This window comes from Burkholderia sp. Bp8998 (assembly GCF_003854235.1).
GTDB lineage: Bacteria > Pseudomonadota > Gammaproteobacteria > Burkholderiales > Burkholderiaceae > Burkholderia.
This window is the reverse complement of sequence record NZ_QTQF01000055.1, coordinates 1-17,861: the sequence shown is the minus strand read 5'-3', so window position 1 is coordinate 17,861 and position 17,861 is coordinate 1. Positions and strand designations below refer to the sequence as shown.

General features: G+C 70.5%; 22 protein-coding genes. 6 read left to right on the top strand and 16 right to left on the bottom strand.

The features are described 5' to 3' along the window. Positions 1–50 precede the first annotated feature (50 nt). Complete coding sequence (gene proP / locus DIE06_RS34025; RefSeq protein ID WP_124665171.1) at positions 51–1,535, top strand: glycine betaine/L-proline transporter ProP; 1,485 nt, start codon at positions 51–53, stop codon at positions 1,533–1,535. Between the two features lie 111 nt (positions 1,536–1,646). On the opposite strand, the gene DIE06_RS34020 is transcribed toward proP, so the two are convergent. After that, on the bottom strand, positions 1,647–1,844 hold the full coding sequence (locus DIE06_RS34020) for a hypothetical protein (RefSeq protein WP_124665170.1): 198 nt from the start codon (positions 1,842–1,844) through the stop codon (positions 1,647–1,649). Between the two features lie 333 nt (positions 1,845–2,177). Continuing rightward, entirely contained in the window at positions 2,178–2,807 is a 630-nt protein-coding gene (locus DIE06_RS34015; protein ID WP_124665169.1) for a glutathione S-transferase family protein, read from the bottom strand. A 170-nt stretch (positions 2,808–2,977) separates the two neighbouring features. On the opposite strand from DIE06_RS34015, the gene phaZ reads away from it, so the two are divergent. Further along, positions 2,978–4,201: a polyhydroxyalkanoate depolymerase gene (gene phaZ / locus DIE06_RS34010; protein WP_124665168.1), complete on the top strand. Its 1,224-nt coding sequence runs from the start codon at positions 2,978–2,980 to the stop codon at positions 4,199–4,201. Here phaZ and DIE06_RS34005 read toward each other — a convergent pair. The 11 genes from DIE06_RS34005 to madL all read right to left on the bottom strand — a co-directional run bounded on the left by DIE06_RS34005 (position 4,188) and on the right by madL (position 13,248). Next, positions 4,188–4,856, bottom strand: coding sequence for a phosphoribosyltransferase (locus tag DIE06_RS34005; protein WP_260433863.1), 669 nt, complete (start codon positions 4,854–4,856; stop codon positions 4,188–4,190). The genes phaZ and DIE06_RS34005 overlap by 14 nt on opposite strands. 167 nt (positions 4,857–5,023) lie before the next feature. Continuing rightward, a complete protein-coding gene (locus DIE06_RS34000) occupies positions 5,024–5,554 on the bottom strand; it encodes a phospholipase D-like domain-containing protein (protein WP_124665166.1) in 531 nt (176 codons plus the stop codon). Positions 5,555–5,703: 149 nt separating this feature from the next. Then, complete coding sequence (locus DIE06_RS33995; RefSeq protein WP_124665165.1) at positions 5,704–6,636, bottom strand: acyltransferase domain-containing protein; 933 nt, start codon at positions 6,634–6,636, stop codon at positions 5,704–5,706. Continuing rightward, complete coding sequence (gene mdcB / locus DIE06_RS33990; protein ID WP_124665164.1) at positions 6,633–7,517, bottom strand: triphosphoribosyl-dephospho-CoA synthase MdcB; 885 nt, start codon at positions 7,515–7,517, stop codon at positions 6,633–6,635. The genes DIE06_RS33995 and mdcB overlap by 4 nt, the downstream gene beginning before the upstream one ends. Next, complete coding sequence (gene mdcG, locus DIE06_RS33985; protein WP_124665163.1) at positions 7,514–8,182, bottom strand: malonate decarboxylase holo-[acyl-carrier-protein] synthase; 669 nt, start codon at positions 8,180–8,182, stop codon at positions 7,514–7,516. Before mdcG ends, mdcB begins: the two co-directional genes overlap by 4 nt. Beyond that, positions 8,169–8,876, bottom strand: coding sequence for a biotin-independent malonate decarboxylase subunit gamma (gene mdcE / locus DIE06_RS33980; protein ID WP_124665162.1), 708 nt, complete (start codon positions 8,874–8,876; stop codon positions 8,169–8,171). Before mdcE ends, mdcG begins: the two co-directional genes overlap by 14 nt. 126 nt (positions 8,877–9,002) lie before the next feature. Further along, positions 9,003–9,926 carry a biotin-independent malonate decarboxylase subunit beta gene (locus tag DIE06_RS33975; RefSeq protein ID WP_124665161.1) on the bottom strand — a complete coding sequence of 308 codons (924 nt, stop codon included), beginning with the start codon at positions 9,924–9,926 and terminating at the stop codon, positions 9,003–9,005. Further along, positions 9,923–10,237 carry a malonate decarboxylase acyl carrier protein gene (gene mdcC, locus DIE06_RS33970; RefSeq protein WP_124665160.1) on the bottom strand — a complete coding sequence of 105 codons (315 nt, stop codon included), beginning with the start codon at positions 10,235–10,237 and terminating at the stop codon, positions 9,923–9,925. Before mdcC ends, DIE06_RS33975 begins: the two co-directional genes overlap by 4 nt. Before the next feature lie 10 nt (positions 10,238–10,247). Then, positions 10,248–11,894 carry a malonate decarboxylase subunit alpha gene (gene mdcA / locus DIE06_RS33965; RefSeq protein ID WP_124665159.1) on the bottom strand — a complete coding sequence of 549 codons (1,647 nt, stop codon included), beginning with the start codon at positions 11,892–11,894 and terminating at the stop codon, positions 10,248–10,250. A gap of 179 nt (positions 11,895–12,073) precedes the next feature. Further along, positions 12,074–12,841, bottom strand: a complete 768-nt coding sequence (gene madM, locus DIE06_RS33960) for a malonate transporter subunit MadM (RefSeq protein ID WP_124665158.1) — start codon at positions 12,839–12,841, stop codon at positions 12,074–12,076. 11 nt (positions 12,842–12,852) lie between these two features. After that, positions 12,853–13,248, bottom strand: coding sequence for a malonate transporter subunit MadL (gene madL, locus DIE06_RS33955; RefSeq protein ID WP_040127076.1), 396 nt, complete (start codon positions 13,246–13,248; stop codon positions 12,853–12,855). A 330-nt stretch (positions 13,249–13,578) separates the two neighbouring features. On the opposite strand from madL, the gene DIE06_RS33950 reads away from it, so the two are divergent. Both DIE06_RS33950 and DIE06_RS33945 read left to right on the top strand, forming a co-directional pair. Beyond that, on the top strand, positions 13,579–14,427 hold the full coding sequence (locus DIE06_RS33950; RefSeq protein ID WP_124665157.1) for a LysR substrate-binding domain-containing protein: 849 nt from the start codon (positions 13,579–13,581) through the stop codon (positions 14,425–14,427). A gap of 176 nt (positions 14,428–14,603) precedes the next feature. After that, a complete protein-coding gene (locus tag DIE06_RS33945) occupies positions 14,604–14,885 on the top strand; it encodes a DUF4148 domain-containing protein (protein ID WP_124665156.1) in 282 nt (93 codons plus the stop codon). Positions 14,886–14,923: 38 nt separating this feature from the next. Here the strand turns inward: DIE06_RS33945 and DIE06_RS33940 are convergent, their stop codons facing one another. Next, complete coding sequence (locus tag DIE06_RS33940; protein WP_124665155.1) at positions 14,924–15,841, bottom strand: 3-hydroxyacyl-CoA dehydrogenase NAD-binding domain-containing protein; 918 nt, start codon at positions 15,839–15,841, stop codon at positions 14,924–14,926. Between the two features lie 245 nt (positions 15,842–16,086). On the opposite strand from DIE06_RS33940, the gene DIE06_RS33935 reads away from it, so the two are divergent. Next, positions 16,087–16,527, top strand: coding sequence for an Hsp20/alpha crystallin family protein (locus DIE06_RS33935; protein ID WP_124665154.1), 441 nt, complete (start codon positions 16,087–16,089; stop codon positions 16,525–16,527). 16 nt (positions 16,528–16,543) lie between these two features. Continuing rightward, the gene (locus DIE06_RS33930; RefSeq protein WP_124665153.1) at positions 16,544–16,954 is read left to right on the top strand and encodes an Hsp20/alpha crystallin family protein; all 411 of its coding nucleotides are present in this window, start codon (positions 16,544–16,546) and stop codon (positions 16,952–16,954) included. Between the two features lie 106 nt (positions 16,955–17,060). On the opposite strand, the gene DIE06_RS33925 is transcribed toward DIE06_RS33930, so the two are convergent. Together DIE06_RS33925 and DIE06_RS33920 are read right to left on the bottom strand one after the other, a co-directional pair. Then, positions 17,061–17,363, bottom strand: a complete 303-nt coding sequence (locus DIE06_RS33925; RefSeq protein ID WP_124665152.1) for a zf-TFIIB domain-containing protein — start codon at positions 17,361–17,363, stop codon at positions 17,061–17,063. A 59-nt stretch (positions 17,364–17,422) separates the two neighbouring features. Further along, on the bottom strand, positions 17,423–17,861 hold a 439-nt coding region (locus DIE06_RS33920), incomplete at its 5' end, for a TerC family protein (protein ID WP_409364532.1).

The window sequence follows — 17,861 nt, the reverse complement described above, 5'->3', positions numbered from 1 at the left end:
GGCAAACCGTGTCGGACGGCCCGCCCGTTCCGGCGCAGTCAAAGGAGTGCATGACCTTGACCGCAACACACGTCAGCCCGACCGCTGCTTCTTCCTCCACGTCGTCCGGCGAGGCCCCGCTCGCCGCGGAAGACATTACCGTCGTCGACCAGAGCCTGCTCAAGCGCGCCGTCAGCGCGATGGCCATCGGCAACGCGATGGAATGGTTCGACTTCGGCGTCTACAGCTACATCGCCGTCACGCTCGGCAAGGTGTTCTTCCCGTCCAGCAGCCCGTCCGCGCAGCTGCTCGCGACCTTCGGCACCTTCGCCGCCGCGTTCCTCGTGCGCCCGCTCGGCGGCATGGTGTTCGGCCCGCTCGGCGACCGCATCGGCCGCCAGCGCGTGCTCGCCGCCACCATGATCATGATGGCCATCGGCACCTTCGCGATCGGCCTGATCCCCAGCTATGCGTCCATCGGCATCATGGCGCCCGTTCTGCTGCTCGTCGCCCGCCTCGTGCAGGGCTTCTCGACCGGCGGCGAATACGGCGGCGCCGCCACCTTCATCGCCGAATTCTCGACCGACAAGCGCCGCGGCTTCATGGGCAGCTTCCTCGAGTTCGGCACGCTGATCGGCTATGTGATGGGCGCCGGCGTCGTCGCGCTGCTCACCGCGTCGCTGTCGCAGGAGGCGCTGCTGTCGTGGGGGTGGCGCGTGCCGTTCCTGATCGCCGGCCCGCTCGGCCTGATCGGCCTGTACATCCGGATGCGGCTCGAGGAAACGCCGGCGTTCAAGCGCCAGGCCGAAGAGCGCGAAGCGCAGGACAAGGCCGTGCCGAAGGCGCGCTTCCGCGAAACGCTGATGCGCAACTGGCGCGCGCTGCTGCTCTGCGTCGGCCTTGTGCTGATCTTCAACGTGACCGACTACATGGTGCTGTCGTATCTGCCGAGCTTCATGTCGTCGACGCTGCACTTCGACGAGTCGCACAGCCTCGTGCTGGTGCTGATCGTGATGGTGCTGATGATGCCGCTGACGCTCGCCGCCGGCCGCCTGTCGGACAAGATCGGCCGCAAGCCCGTGATGCTGGCCGGCTGCGTCGGCCTGCTCGCGCTGTCGATCCCGTCGATGATGCTGATCCATGCGGGCACCACCGTGTCGGTGTTCAGCGGCCTCCTGATCCTCGGCGTGCTGCTGTCGTGCTTCACCGGCGTGATGCCGTCGGCGCTGCCCGCGCTGTTCCCGACCGAGATCCGCTACGGCGCGCTCGCGATCGGCTTCAACGTGTCGGTGTCGTTGTTCGGCGGCACGACGCCGCTCGTCACCGCGTGGCTCGTCGACGTGACCCACAACCTGATGATGCCCGCGTACTACATGATGGGCGCCGCCGTGATCGGCATCGTGTCGGTCGTCGCACTCGCCGAAACCGCGCGCCAGCCGCTCAAGGGTTCGCCGCCGGCCGTCGCGACGCGTCGCGAGGCACACCAGCTGGTGCGCCAGCTGCGTGAGGAAGAGCACACGGAGATCTACAGCGTCGCGTCGACCGCGCGCGCCTGAGCGTCGCCCATGAAAAAGCCCCGGCCGAAGCCGGGGCTCGATCGAATCCGATCCGCCCGACCGGCTTGTGCGCCGGCCGGGCTTTTTTTCATCCGTGCAGCGGACGCGCGCTCATGCGTGCGCTTCGCAGTGGCGGCAGAAGATCAGCGCGCGCGACCGCGCCACGGCAGCCTGCGCACCGCGCGCGGCGACGATCAGGCCGACCTGGCCGAGATTGAAATCGCGCTCGACCATCAGCTGCGTCAGCGCGGCAAGCGGCAACACGACGGACGGGTGGTACAGGCTCGACTCGATCAGCGCTCTCATCATCGGCTCCATCAGGCAATGCATATTCGATGGAGTGGATTCTAGGGATCGGCCGCATCCGGATAAACGGCTCGAATGCGAAGTCACTTGTTGCCGGCGGTGAACAATCGGCCACGCCTTGCCGGGCGGGCCCGAGCGGGTGGCGAGCGGCGGCGCGGGAACGCGAACGGATCGACACGAGGGGGTTGTCGGAAGCCGCGCCGGACGAAAACGGCCGGCCGGGCGTCCGATTACCGCCGGCCGGACCGATGCGCGCGGGATGCCGGCCCCGCCTCCGCCGACGCCTGACCGGTCGCGCCGCGCCGCCCCGGCCTGCCGAAACAGCCGGCGCCGGCTTCAGTCGAGCGGTGTCTCGACAAACGCCGGCAGCGCTTCCGCGCGCGCCGAGTGCGCGGCGAGCGCCGGATAACGGGCCGGATCGATCCGTGCAAGCGCCGGGTAATCGGCGGCCATGAACTGCGTGAAGCGCCACGCGACGGCGACGGTCACGTCGGATTGCAGCAGGCGCGCGCCGCCGAGCCAGCCGTTCGCGGCCGCGACGAGCGGCTCGAGTTCGCCATACGCCGCCTCGAGCTGGCTCAGCACGCGCTCGAGCCACGGCGCGTGCTGCTTGTCGGCCGGCCGCAGCGCCTGCTCGTACACGACCTGCACCGTCTTCTCGGCCGCCGCCAGCGCGAAACCGACCGGCACGAGCGCGCGCAACCGCGCATCGGCGGCGTCGGGCAGCAGACGCCGCTCCGGCGCGACGAGATGATCGAGGTAGTCGACGATCAGCGACGAATCGATCAGCGTCGCCCCATCGTCGGTCACGAGCGTCGGCGCCTTCACGACCGGGTTGAAGGTCCGGAACCGGTCGAACTCACGGAACACCGAGATCGACTCGTGTTCGAACGGCAGGTCGAGCAGCTTCGCCGAAATGGCGGCACGGCGCACGAACGGGGAATCCAGCATGCCGATCAGCTTCATCGCAAACGCTCCGCTTGAGGGGATGGGACCGACGACTGTAGCAGCGCCGTGCGTCGTCGCCTAGCGCCGCGCGTGCTTGATGTACGACACCTGGTCACGTATCCGACACCCGCTGCACGGCCAGAGTGACCATAATGAAGATTCACGCCCCTTCCGCCCCAAGGTTCGCCATGTGGTATGCCGTCGTCGAGCAGCAGCGGGAATGGATGCGCGCCTGGCGCGAGGCGACACGCCACGCGTTCGACGTATGGCCTGTCACGACGCTGCCGAACGCCGCGTCGTCGTGCTACGACGACCTGTTCGAGCCGCTGCTCGGGCCGGCCGCCGGGCCGCCGCGCTTCGAGATCCGGCGGCCGGCCGTCGACGAGCGGATCGTCGCGCGCACGCCGTTCTGCCAGCTGCGGCGCTTCGCGCGCGACGGTGCGCGGCGCCTGGTGCTGCTGTGCGCGCCGCTCGCGGGGCATGCGGCGGTGATGATGCGGGAGACCGTCGAGGCGCTGCTCGCCGACGGCGACGTGTGCGTGACCGACTGGGTCAATGCACGCGACGTCCCGCTCGCGGCAGGCCGCTTCGGGCTCGACGAGTACGTGGCGACGCTCGACGGCTTCGTCGACGCGCTCGCCCGCGACGAGCGGCCGCTGCACGTCGTCGCCGTGTGCCAGGCAACCGTTCCCGCGCTCGGCGCCCTCGCGCTGCGCGCCGCGCGCGGCCTTGCGCCGCCCGCGAGCGTCACGCTGATCGGCGGGCCGCTCGACGCGCGCGTCAACCCGACCACGCTCGGCACCACCGCCGCGTCCCGTTCGCTCACGTGGTGCCGCCGCCACCTGATCGACATCGTGCCGCCCTGCTTCCCCGGCCAGGGCCGCCACGTGTTCCCGACCTATCTTCAGCAAGGCGAGATCGCGCTGCTGTATCCGCAGCGCTTCCTGACGCTGATCGAGGACTACGCGCGCGCCGCGTCGCAGTTCGACCTGACGGTGCTGGCGGATGCGCGGCGCGCGCTGCGCGAATACACGGCGCTGCTCGACATGCCGGCCGAATACTTCCTGGATACCGTCGATATCGTGTTCCAGCGGATGTGCCTCGCGAACGGCACGTGGGAGGTCGGCGGCCAGCGCGTCGAGCCGGCCGCGCTGGGCGGCGTCGCGCTGATGACGGTCGAAGGCGCGCGCGACGCCGTCACCGGCGCCGGCCAGACGCACGCGGCACTCGACATGTGCCGCGGCCTCGCGGCCGGCGAGCGTCAGCGTCTCGATGTCGACGATTGCGATCACTATGGGCTGTTCACGGGTGCGCGCTGGCACGGTGTCGTCCATCCGGCGCTGCAGCGCCTGCTCGCACAGGCCGAAGCCGCTCGCCCGGGAGCGCGCCGGCGCCGGATCAGGCGGACGTGATGTCGTCGTCCGGCGCGCGGGCCGCATCGAGCAGCGCACGCACCTCGTCGTCCGTGGTCTGATCGAAACGCGCGTAGAACTGGCTGATCCCGAAGAACCGCAGCGGCTGCAACACCGTGACGAACGCGTCGGCCAGGTCGTCAAACGCATGCTCCGCTCCGGCCGGCGCGACGGGGGCAGCGGCCACGATGCGCGCGGGATGACGCTCCCGCAGCGCCTGCAGCGCGACGCGCATCGACGCACCGGTCGCCACGCCGTCGTCGACGACGATCGCGATGCGGCCGTCGACCGGCAGCGGCGGCCGTGCGCCGCGATACAGCATGTCGCGGCGATGCAGTTCGGCGGTCTCGCGCGCGATCACGTCGGCCAGTTGGGTATCGGACACGCCCATCGCGCGGATCGCCGAGTGCTGCAGGTGGATCGCCCCGCCGGTCGCGATCGCGCCGATCGCGAATTCGGGATCGGACGGCATGCCGAGCTTGCGCACGACCAGCACGTCGAGCGGCGCGCGCAGCGCCTGCGCGACCGGGAATGCGACCGGCACGCCGCCGCGCGGCAGCGCGAGCACGACGACGTCGCGACGCCCCGCATAGTGGTGCAGCGCCTGCGCAAGCTGGCGGCCTGCGTCGGTGCGATCGGCAAAACACTCGGTCACGATCGGCTCCCTGCCGTTGCGCCGGATGCGCGACACCCGCGCCGGCGCCTGTCCAACGAGCATGGTTCATCGGGCGCGCCGATGCAAGCGGGGTCAAACCGGCGTGCGCGGCTGGCGGATCGCGTCCGGGAAAAGGATGGAAGGAGATCGCCCGGGCGGCCCGCCGTTCAGCGGTCAGAATCCGCCGCGGCCTGCCGGTACAGCCGCCAGAACGACTGCGCGTACGACTGAGCGAGTTCCGGCGCGCGGTGGAACACGTTGACCGTTTCCGCGTGCGCGGCCGCGTCGTCGGACAGCGTCGTCAGCGCGACGCTGTCGTCGACGATCACGAAACGCGGCGCGGGATCGCCGTGCCGCGAATCGATCGCGACGTCGATGCCGGCCGATTTCAGATAGCCCGCGCCGCTGTACTTGCCCGCACGCGACGAACGCACCAGCACCACCCGCACTTCGATTCCGCGCGAGCGCGTCTCGCGCAGCGCCGCCGCGACCGCGGGCGGCACATACGCGTAGCCGGCCAGCAGCACGCGGCGCCGCGCCTGCCCGATCAGGTCGACGGTCGCGTCGGCCGCCGCATTGTCATACGAAAAGTACGTGCCGACCGAGGCGGCGTCGGACGGAATCGGGCTGGCGTGGGCGGTCGCCGCGCAGCAAAGCGCGGCGACGAGGAAGGCGGCTGGTCTCATGGCGGGCGCCATTGTAGCGATGCCAATTCGCGTGACAAGCGCCTGCTGCTGCGCTGCTGCGCCGGCGCAACACCCGGCGCGGACCGGCCGGCCGGGAGGCGGGTTTCGAACCGGATGTGAAGCCGTGCCGACGCGTGACCCGGCCGCTTGCGTGCCGCCGGTCAGCCGCCCGCGACGCGCGCGAGCCAGCTCGCGATGCCGTCGACGGAACGGAAATCCGCGACGCTGCGCGCCGGCAGCGCCGGATACGCGCCGCCCGCCATCTCGGCCAGTGCGCGGCCCGGGCCGAGTTCGAGAAACGCGGTCGCGCCGGCCTCGACGCACGCGGCCAGGCAGGCCGCCCACTCGACCGGCTCCGCGATCTGGCGCGCGAGCTTGTCGAGCCCCGCGTCAACGTCGAGCACCGCCGCGCCGTCGATCCCCGAAAACAGTCGCGTGCCGGACAGCGGCCGGCGCACGTTCACGGCGGCCAGCGCCGCGCGAAACGCGGGCACCGCCGACGCGAGCCGGCGCGTGTGCGACGCGATCCGCACGCACACGGCTGCCACGCGCAGCGCACCGTCGCGTGCCGCGTCGTCGGCCACCGCGGCGACGTCGGCCTGCCGCCCGGCCACGACGAATGCGTCGCCGGGATTGGCGATCGCGATCGCCGCATCGCGGCCGTCGCACAGTTGCGCGAGCCGCGCACGCGTCAGCCCGCGCACGAACACCATCCGTTCATCGCCACCGCTCGCGGCATCCATGGCGCGCGCGCGTGCATCGGCCAGATCCAGCGCGTCGTGCGGATCGATCATCCCCGCGACGCTCCACGACGCGACTTCGCCGACGCTGTACCCCGCGACACAACGACGCCGCGGCCACACCGCGTCGAGCAACGCGGTCGCCGCGAGCGCCTGCACCGTGCAGAGGATCTGCGCGGCGCGGTTCTCGCGCAGCGCGTCCGGTGCGGCGTGCCGCACCCGGTCACGCGGATCGTCGCCGAGGAGCCGGCCGGCGTGCGCGAACAGCGCATCGGCCTGCGGCACCGCCCCGGTCAGCTCGAACATGTCCGCACGCTGTGCGCCTTGCCCCGAACACAGGATCGCCAGCGTCATCGCCCCTCCTCGTCCGCTTCGTCCGCTACGTCCGCCTCGAGCGCATCGACGAACACGCTCATCGCCAGCAGGTCGGCCGCGCCGCCCGGGCTCAGCCGACGGGCGACGAACGCAACGTGTGCTGCGGCCGCGCGCAATCGCCAGTCGCGGGCGCGGATGCCGCCGCGGGCGACGAATGCGCGTGCCGTGGCCCGCGCGAAATCGAGGCCGGCCTGCCCGCCCCGGTGCAGCAGATTCGTATCGTCGAGGGCGGCGATCAACGCAAAGCATGCATCGACGCGCGCGGCCTCCGGATCGTCGGGCGCGCAGCGCCGCGCGCGACGCAGTGCCGGCAGCCCGACGCGGTACACGGTCGCGAACCCGTCGGCCGCCTCGCGGCGCGCGCCGCCGACGCCGTAGCGGCGGCTCGCGCGCTCGCCGTGACTGTCGGGCAGCCGCGGACCGCCAAGGATCTCGGTGCCCCAGCGCTGCGCGACGAATGCGCCGAGCGTCATCGTGCGTGCCGCCGTGCCGGGTACCGTGCGGCGGCCGGCGGCCGCGCACAGCAGCCCGAGCCCGAAGATCGCGCCGCGATGCGTGTTGACGCCGCTCGTCGCCGCGAGCATCGCGTGTTCCGCGCGCAGCCCGATCTTGCGCAGCACGGCCATGTCCGCGTCACGCGCGCCGGCATCGGCCAGCTCCGCGAAGTACGGCCGCAGCACGGCCGCGCTGCGCGCGAACGTCGTGGCGTCCATGTCCGCATGGCTGCCCGTGTCGACGTGACTGACGAGGCCCGGCTTCGGATACGTGTCGATTTCGAGCACGAGGCTGCGCTCGGCGAGTTCGGCGATGCGCTCGGCGTCGGACGGCGCCGTCGCGCGGCAGGCGGCCCGGGCACTCATCGCGTGACTCCGGTGAATACGTCCGCGGACATCAATTCGACGGCGATCGCCGTCTTGACCGCGACTTCAGGCAGCCGCGCATGCAATTCGCGCCAGTTCGCGCCCGCGCCGTCGTCGCGCAGCAGTTCGCCGTCGATGCGCATCGGCGCGCGCGCGTCGAGTGCCGCCAGGCCGTCGAGCAGCGCGGCGAGCGATGCCGCGTCCGGCAGCGGAAACACGATGTCGAGATCGGAGGATGTGCTCAGGTAGCACTCGCCGGTCAGCGCCTGCCATGCAAGGCTGCCGAACACGCGGCCCTGCACGCCGCAGCGCGCGCCGAGCGCATCGAGCTCGCGCAGCATCGCGTGCCATGCGTCGGGTGCGGCAGCGAGCACGTCGGCGAGCGTGGGCAACGGGCCGACCGATTTCACCGCGTCGGCGCCGACGTTCAGTGCAATGCGCCGCTTGCCCGCGGAAGGCGGCAGCGGCAAGCCGAGCGGCACGCGCCCCGCATCGGCCTCGTCGGGCGATGCGCGGCGCACGATCAGCGGCCAGCCGTGCGCGGCCCACGCCTGCACGAGCGGATCGGCCGCCAGCGCGGGATCGCGCGCGCATGCCGCGCCCCACCCGGCCGCCGTCAGCGTGACGAGCGTGTGGCGGCGCAGCGGCGTGTCAGCGTGCGGCACGCGCGAGTGCCTCGACGCGCCGCGCGACGTCGGCCGCGACCGGCCGGCCGCGCGCCGCACGACCGTCGCTGCGATCGGCCGGCTTGCCGAGCCATTCGCCGACCTGCGCGTCGAGCGCGCGGGCCGGATCGAGCACCGCGTCGACGGCGCCCATCGTCACGAGGTTGTCGAGCCCCGGCGCGAACACTGGCGTCGAACGCGCCATCTCCTTCAGCACGTCGATCGGCAGCTTCGTCACGCGCGACATCGACGGCAGGTCCATCACCTCCGGCTCCGCGCCCGGCACCGCGAGCAGCGTGCGCGTCGCGAGCGCGGTCGCGATGAACGCACCCGCGGCCGTATGGCCATACAGCAGGCCGATCGTCCGGTGCCCGGCGAGCTCCGCGTGCATCAGGCACTTCGCCAGATGCGACAGCCCTTCGTTCAGGCCGAGCAGTTCGTCGCGCTTGCTCATCCGCTGGCTGTCGCTGTCGACCAGCACGAGAATCGGCGTGTCGCCGCCGCGCTCGATCGTGTCGAGCACGTGCGACGCGAGCGTCACCGCTTCGTCGATGCCGAGCGGCAGACGGTCGGCGACGCCGATCACGTCGACGCGCGTGCCGGTCAGATCAGCGTGGCCCGACAGCAGACTACCGGTTCGCGTGATCGAATGGCCTTTCGGGAACAGCGAGTTCAGAACTTCATCGAGCGTCATGCTGCCTCCCGTCGGGCCACCTCAACGAAGGCAGGCGCCCCGTCGGGGGCGCCGTGCATGGGACCGGAGCAAGCGCTGAAGCGCCAACTCCGGTCGACAGCGAACGAAGTGCGCGTGGGGGTCGTTTCATTTGTGCTCCTGTAGCTGGTCGGCGAGCTTCACGAATGCTTCGTCGGGCATGCCGGGGATCGCTTCCGGCGTATCCGCGCCGAGCGCACGCCACACGTCGAGCGCATCCCTGCATGCGCCGAACCGTTCGACGCGCGCCTCGAGGCGCGCCTGCTCCGCGCGCAGCATCGCCGCATCGAACTTCGGCGCACGGGCGATCAGCTCGAGCGCGGCTGCGCGAAACGCGTCGGGCGTATCGGCCACGTAGCGATCGGCACCGCCGATGAGCCGGCGATGCTTGCCGCCCATCGTGCGCCAGATCAGCGCACGGTCCTTCGCATCGAATTCCTCGACGCCGCGATTGGTCTCGATCACCTCGGGCCCCGACACGCTGATGCGACCCTGCTCGGACACCGCGAGCGCCGAGCAACATGCGGCAAGCAGGCCGCCGCCGCCGTAGCAGCCCGCGCGCCCGCCGATCAGCCCGATCACCGGCACGCCGGCCGCGCGCGCCTCGACGAGCGCACGCATGATCTCGGCGATCGCGAGTTCGCCCGCGTTCGCTTCCTGCAGCCGCACGCCGCCCGTATCGAACAGGATCAGCACCGGCGTGCCGAGTTCGCGCGCCGCACGCAGCAGCCCCGTGAGCTTCGCGCCGTGCACTTCGCCGAACGCGCCGCCCATGAAGCGGCCTTCCTGCGCGGCGACGAATACCGGCTTGCCGTCGAGCCGGCCGTGGCCGACCACCATCCCGTCGTCGAACTGCTGCGGCAGGTCGAACAGCGGCAGGTGCGGGCTCGTCACGCGTTCGCCCGGCCCGAGAAACTCCGTGAAGCTGCCCGCGTCGAGCAGCCCGTCGACGCGCTGGCGCGCCGACGCTTCGTACCAGCTCGAGCCGTTCGCGATGAACGCGGGCGCGTCGTGGATCACTTCGTTCGTCATGCGTCCCCCTCGATCGCGCGCACGGCCTGCGCGAGCCGCAACGACACCATGTCGGGCCGCGCGCCGCCGTCGTTGATCGACAGCTTCAGGCCGCCCGGCGCGCGCCGTTCGACGAAGTCCGACACGACGGCCTGCCACACCGCGCCGAAGCCGACCGCCGCGGTGCGGATGTCGATCTCGCATTCATTGCCCGGCAGCACGCGCTCGACGAGCACCTCGAGATTGCCGGACGCGACCACGCCGACGAGCGCCGTGGCCAGTTCGCCCTGCGCGCGGTCGCGCGCGGTGAAGCGATAGTTCAACTGTTCCATGCCCTCTTCCTCACCAGTTGCGGAACCGGGCCGGCGGCGCATACAGGCCGCCCGACCAGTGCACGAGATCCTTGATCGAGCGCGCGGCCAGCCAGCGGCGGTCGGCGTCGAGCGGATCGATGCCGAGATCCTCCGGGCGGCGGATCACGCCGCGCGCGCGCAGCCGCTCGACCATCCCGCGGTCACGGCCGCGGCCGACTTCCGTGTAGCCGGCCACGCCGCGGATCGCGTGCTCGCGTTCGTCCTTGTCGCGGCACATCAGCAGGTTCGCGATCCCTTCCTCGGTGACGATGTGCGTGACGTCGTCGCCGTAGACCATGATCGGCGCGAGATCGAGCTGCAGCTTGTCGGCGAGCTTCAGCGCGTCGAGCTTCTCGACGAACATCGGCACGTTCTTGTCGCCGAACGTCTCGCCGATCTGCACGACCAGCTTGCGGCCGCGCCTGAGCGCCGCCGGTGTGTCGGGGTCGGCTTCCGCGCCGGCCTTCAGCCACGGCTCGCTCGGGTGACGGCGGCCGCGCGCGTCGCTGCCCATGTTCGGCGCGCCGCCGAAACCGGCGATCCGCTCGGCCGTGACCGTCGACGAATGGCCGGACAGGTCGATCTGCAGCGTCGAGCCGATGAACATGTCGCACGCATAGAGGCCGGCGGTCTGGCAGAACGCGCGATTCGAGCGCAGCGACCCGTCGGGGCCCGTGAACCACACGTCGGAGCGCGCGCGAATGTAGTCGTCCATCCCGACTTCGGAGCCGAAGCAATGGATCTGCTCGACCCAGCCCGATTCGATCGCGGGAATCAGCGTCGGGTGCGGATTGAGCGCCCAGTGCGTGCAGACCTTGCCCTTCAGCCCGAGCTTCGCGCCGTAGGTCGGCAGCAGCAACTCGATCGCGGCGGTGTTGAAGCCGATCCCGTGGTTCAGGCGCTTGATCCCGTACGGTTCGTAGATGCCCTTGATCGCGAGCATCGCGGTCAGGATCTGCGTTTCGGTGATCGCGGCCGGGTCGCGCGTGAACAGCGGCTCGACGTAGAACGGCCGGCCGGCCTCGACGACGAAATGCACGCGGTCGCCCGGAATGTCGACGCGCGGCACCTTGTCGACGATGCGGTCGACCTGCGCGATCACGATCCCGTCCTTGAACGCGGTGGCCTCGACGACGGTCGGCGTGTCTTCCGTGTTCGGGCCGGTATACAGGTTGCCGTCGGCGTCCGCGCTGACCGCCGCGATCAGCGCGACCTGCGGGGTGAGGTCGATGAAGTAGCGCGCGAACAGCTCGAGATAGGTGTGCACCGCGCCGAGCGCGATCTTGCCGCCGAACAGCAGCTTCGCGATCCGCTGCGACTGCGGGCCCGAATACGCGAAGTCGAGACGCTTCGCGATCCCGCGCTCGAACACGTCGAGATGCTCGGGCAGCACGACGCCCGACTGCACCATGTGCAGGTCGTGGATCTTCGCGCTGTCGACATCGGCGAGCGCCGTCGCGAGCAGGTCGGCCTGCTTCTGGTTGTCGCCTTCGAGGCACACGCGGTCGCCGGGCCGCAGCACCGCTTCGAGCAACGCGACGGTGTCGCGCGCATCGACCCGCTTGCCCTGCGCGTACGCCGCACCGGCCGCGAGGCGTGCATCGCGCGCCTGCCGCGCGTGATTCCATCCCGTCATGAACAATTCTCCCGCTTCGATGGTTCAGCGGCATTCTAAGCCTGGCGCCGCCGCCGATTGATGATGTTGACGAATGCGACTCAGAGGACGCCGCGATGGATACGGCCCGCCGGGTCGCGCGCTCACCGGCCGTGCGCGCGGGCCGCCCGAGCGCGGGCCGCCCGGATCGCTCGCGGCGGCTATGCGCCGACCAGCGCGCGCGTCGCGAAGAACAGCACCGACGGGCCGAGCAGGCAGCCGACGCCGGTATGGAACGTCGCGACCAGCGCACCGTACGGCACGAGCCGGCGGTCGGTCGCGGCGAGGCCCGCGCTCACGCCGCTGACCGTGCCGGCCAGGCCGCCGAAGATCATCGCGGAGCGCGGTGTCTTCAGGCCCATGAAGTCGGCCGCGACCGGCGTGCCGACCATCACGATGATCGCCTTCACGAGCCCCGTCGCGATGCTGAGCGCGATCACGTCGGAGCTCGCGCCGATCGCCGCACCCGTGACCGGCCCGACGATGTAGGTGACGGCGCCCGCGCCGATGGTCGTCATGCTGACCGCATCGGTGTAGCCGAACGCGCGCGCGATGCATGCGCCGACGATGAACGGCAGCACGGTGCCGAGCAGCAGCGACACGACGCCGACGAGGCCGGCCTTGCGCGCCTCGGTCGGCTGCACTTCGAACGCGGTCGCGACGATCGCGAAATCGCGCAGCATCGCGCCGCCCATCAGGCCGACACCGGCGAACAGCTTGACGTCGGCCAGCCCCTTCTCGCCACCGGTGAATGCGCCGCCGACGTACGCAAGCACGAGGCCGATCACGATCGCGATCGCGGAGCCGTGCACGCGGCCGAAGGTCAGCTTGCGCGACGCGATCGTCGACAGCCACATGATCAGGCCGACCAGCGCGAAGGACGCGACGAGCCCGTTATGGGCGACGGTTTTTTCGAGCATCTGCAGCATGGCGGCCTCCGTTACTGTTCTTCGAATTGCGGCACGCCCGCGAAGGCCGTGTCGTCGCGCCCGGTGCGCACGAGCACCGCGATGCAGCATGCGCAGATCGCGACCGCGCCGACGGCGGCAAGCAGTGCGACCGGCCCGCCCTTCAGCGCAGCGACGACGTTCTGGTTCGCGGCCATCGCGACGACGACCGGGATGTACATCGCGCCCCAGAACCCGACGCCGGCCTCGGTCTCCTTCGGCAGCCAGCCGCGCCGGTGCAGCCACAGGCGCAGGCAGATCAGCAGCAGCATCGCGATGCCGACGCCGCCGACGTTGGTCTTCACGCCGATCGCGGCGCCCAGCAGGTCGCCGAGAAACAGTCCGGCCAGATGGCAGAACGCCAGCAGCGCGGTTCCGTAGATGATCATGAGTCGTCTCCAGTCTCTTCGTGACGGGCGCCTGACACCTGCTGGAGCCGGGCCCGCACGCCGATCCCGTGCGGACTGTCTGTCTCCTGCGGCGGTGCGCCGCGGCCCGGCGGCTCGTCGTGCGAGCGCGTTCTCGGGGGTCGATGGGATGATGCGGTTTCGGGCCGGACGCCGGATGGCTTAGACTGACTGATGCAGCCGGCGGCGCGACACGGGCTACGCGTCCGGGGCGCCCCGCTTGCATGGGCCGCACCGGGGCGTGATCCGATACTAGCGCTGCACGATCCGGCCATTTATGAAGTTGTCGAAACCGATTCAGTGGATTTAGCAATGCGTCCCTTACCGCCCGAGTTGCTGCGCAGCTTCGTCGCCGTCGCCCAGTCCGGCAGTTTCACCGCCGCGTCGGAGCGCGTGAGCCTGTCGCAGTCGACCGTCAGCCAGCACATCCGCCGCCTCGAGGAGCTGCTCGACCGGCCGCTGTTCGAGCGCGACACACGCAACGTGCACCTGTCGCAGCACGGCGACGCGCTGTTCCGCTACGCGGTGCGCATCCTCGAACTGATGGACGAGGCCGTCACGTCGGTGTGCGGCCCGCCGCTGTCGGGCAAGGTACGGCTCGCGATGTCGGAGGATTTCGCGTCCGCGCACCTGACGGCCGCGCTCGCGAGCTTCGTGCAGCGCAATCCGGAAGTCGAGCTCGCGATCTCGACCGGGCTGTCGGGCGACCTGTTCGATGCGCTCGACGAAGGGCGGCACGATCTCGTGTTCGCGAAGCGCACCGCGGGCAGCCGGCGCGGGCGCGTGATCCGCAGCGAACCGCTGTACTGGTGCACCGGCCCCGAGTCGCGGATCACCGGCCACGAAGCCGTGCTGCCGCTCGCGATGCATCCGGAGCCGAGCGTGTCGCGCCGCCGCGTGCTCGAGTCGCTCGAGGCGGTCGGCCGCCCTTACCGGATCGCCGTCGTGAGCAGCAGCATCGCGGTGCTGCGCGCGGCCGCGAGCGCGGGGCTCGGCGTCAGCGCGTTCGCCGGCTACGTGATTCCGGCCGGGCTCGCGCGGCTCGACGCGGGGCTGCCCGAACTCGGCGAACTCGAATACGTGATCGACCGGCCGGCGGCCGCATCGCGCTCGACACTCGCACTCGAAGCGACGCTGATCGCGGCGGCGGCCGAGCTGTAGCGACAGCCGTCGCCGTCACGCCGACGCCGCCCGGCTGCGGCGTTCGCGCACAACTGGCAGCCTTGCCCGGAACGCGTCAGCGCCAGCGCAGTACCCGCTCGCGACAATGGGACCCATCGGAACGCACGGCAGTGTGCCGCGCGTCCGCTGTCCCGTCCCCTTGACCGGAGCACACCATGAACGTCTTGCGATTCGCCGTCGCGACCGCCGCGGCCGCACTGCTGTCCCCCGCCTTTGCGCAAACCGATGCCACGGCGCCCGAGCAGGGCCTGACGCGCGCGGAAGTCGTCGCCCAGTTGAAGCAGGCCTATCTCGACGGCGAGCTGCCGACCAACGACGGCAACTATCCGCCGAATGCCGCGACGCGCGCGCGCAATCGCGAACTGGTGCAGGCCGCGCAGCCCGCGTGGCTCGCGCAGACGCCGCAACAGGCACCGCAGACGGCCGTGCAGCAATAGTCTTCACGGCCCGGCCGGCAGCCGGCGCGGCAACGCACTCAGGGCAGGAAGCTGCGGCGCCGCGCGTCGATCAGCTCGACGAGCAGCCGGTCGCGCTCGGCCGCCAGTTCCTGCATCGAACGCTCGCCCTGGATCGCGCGCAGTTCGTCGTTCAGCTTGCGATCGACGGCCGGATCGAACGACGGCGTGCCGAGGTCGTCCCACCACGTCGTGATCGGCCCCGACAGGTGTTCGAGAAAATGCGCGATCCCGCCGGCGCCGCCGCCGAGGTGATAGGTCAGGCACTGCCCCATCAGCCCCCAGCGCAGACCGGGGCCCCACGCGACCGCCTTGTCCGCATCGGCGACGCTCACCACGCCTTCGCCGACGAGGTGATACACCTCGCGAAACAGCGCGGCCGCGAGCCGGTTCGCGACGTGGCCGGTCATTTCCTTGTTGAGCACGATCGTCTGCTTGCCGAGCGCGTCGTAGAAATCCTTCATGCGCGCGATCACGCCCGGGTCGGTCGCGTCGCCGCCGACCAGCTCGACGAGCGGAATCAGGTGCGGCGGGTTGAACGGATGCGCGATCAGGCAGCGTTCCGGATGCTGGTCGCACGCGGTCTGGATCTCGGACATCTTCAGGCCCGACGAGCTCGACGCGATCGGCACGCGCGCGGGCAGCACGTCGTCCATCTGCCGGTACAGCGCACGCTTCAGGTCGAGCCGCTCGGGGCCGCTCTCCTGCACGAAATCGACGCCGTCGAGCGCGCGCTCGAGATCCGCATCGAACGACAGCCGCGCGGACAGTCCAGCGGCCCGCTCGCCGAGGAATGCAGCGAGCGCGTCGCGCAGCCGTGCATCGGCCTGCGGTGCGGGATCGGTCGCGACGACGTCGAAGCCCTTCGACAGATAGAAAGCCGCCCAGCTCGCGCCGATCACGCCGGCCCCGACGATCGCGATGCGTTGAATGTCCATGTCCGTCCCTGCTCCGTGGTCTGTGGATAGCGCGACGATTGTCGCATCGATTCACGTCACGACGCGTTGACGCAAGTTGCAATTTCCCTCTTGAAAACCGCTGCGACGGCCTCTAATTACCGGTTACCAGGCAGTGCCCGTCACGCGCACCGCCCCCGTTTCGACTCAGCGGAAAACCGCGCATCGCACTCGCCATCGGCGGCGCGTCGTCGCGTCTTTCGCGTTTCATGTTCCGGAGGATCTTCATGAGCGGCATCCATTACGGCCAGGACCTGTTCGACGAATTCGCCCGCGTGCAGCGGCAGATGGCGAGCCTGTTCGGCGAGCTGCCGACCGGCATCCGCGCGGTGCGGCCGAGCGCGTTCCCCGCGCTGAACGTCGGCGCGACCGACGACGCGATCGAAATCGTCGCGTTCGCCCCCGGCATGGCCGCGGCCGACTTCGACGTGTCGATCGACAAGGACCTGCTGACGATCAGCGGCGAGCGCAAGCCCGTGCCGCACGACGCCGGCGACGACGTGCGCACCTATGCGCAGGAGCGCTTTCACGGTGCATTCCGCCGGGTCGTCGAGCTGCCGCAGAACGCGGACGCCGACAACGTCAGCGCCCGCTATGAAAACGGCTGCCTGCTGATTCGCGTCGGCCGGCGCGAGGCATCGAAGCCGCGTGCGATCACCGTCCAGTAACCTTCAGGATAACGACATGAATACGAGCCAGACCCTGACCGAACGCCAGAGCGGCGCCGCGCACGCAGCAGCCGCCGAAGCCGCGCGCCGGCCCGCGATCACGCCGGCCGTCGACATCGTCGAAGACAGGCAGCGCGTCACGCTGCGCGCCGACCTGCCGGGCGTGCCGCGCGAGAACCTCGACGTGAAGGTGCACGACAACACGCTGACGATCGAAGCCGATACGCGCATCGACACGCCGGCCGACCTGCGCGTGCGTCATGCCGAAGTGCGCGCGCCGCGCTTCGTGCGCACGTTCGTGCTGAGCCCCGATCTCGACACGTCGCGGATCGATGCGAGCCTGCGCGACGGCGTGCTCACGTTGACGATTCCGCGCCGCGAGGAAACGCGCCCGCGCCGCATCGACGTGACGGCCGGCAACGCGTAACGCCGACGCGTGTTCATCACGCGACGTGCATGAGAAAGCCCCGCCAGGCATGACGCCCGGCGGGGTTTTTTTCGAAGTGCGGCGTGGCGTGGGCGCGCCGTCGCGTTCAATCGAAATCGAACAGGTCGAACACCGACTTCTTGCGACGCTGGCCATCGTGCCGGTAACGGTCGTCGTGGGTGCGGCCGTCGCGTCCCCAGCCATCGTCGCGCCCGCGCCGCGGATGCGCATCGTGCCGTACGGGCGGGTCATCCCGGCGCGCCGGTGCATCGCCGGTTTCGCGCGCGATCAGCTTGTCGAGTTCGCCGCGGTCGAGCCACACGCCGCGGCACGTCGGACAGTAGTCGATCTCGATCGACTGGCGCTCGGCCATCAGCAGGTCGGGCGTCTTGCAGACCGGACATTTCATCGCGTTTCTCCTTTCGTTGGAATTCCGAATCGAGGGCGGGGCTCGGCCCGCCCGCTTGCTCAGTGACCTTCGACCCGCGCCGCGCGCTTCGCCTTCGCGCGCCGCGCCAGCATGTTCATGCCCTCGACGAACGCCGAGAACGCCATCGCCGCGTAGATATAGCCCTTCGGCACGTGCGACCCGAAGCCTTCCGCGATCAGCGTCATGCCGATCACGACGAGGAACGACAGCGCGAGCATCACGACGGTCGGGTTGCGGTCGATGAAGCGTGCGAGCGGCTGCGCGGCGAACAACATCACGGACACGGCGACGATCACCGCGACGAACATGATCGGAATGTGCTCGGTCATGCCGATCGCCGTCACGATGCTGTCGATCGAGAACACGATGTCGAGCATCACGATCTGGCCGATCGCGGCCCACACCGTCAGGCCGCCCGCGCCGCCGGATGCACCCGCGCCGTCGCCGTCATGCGACACGTGGTGATGGATCTCGGTG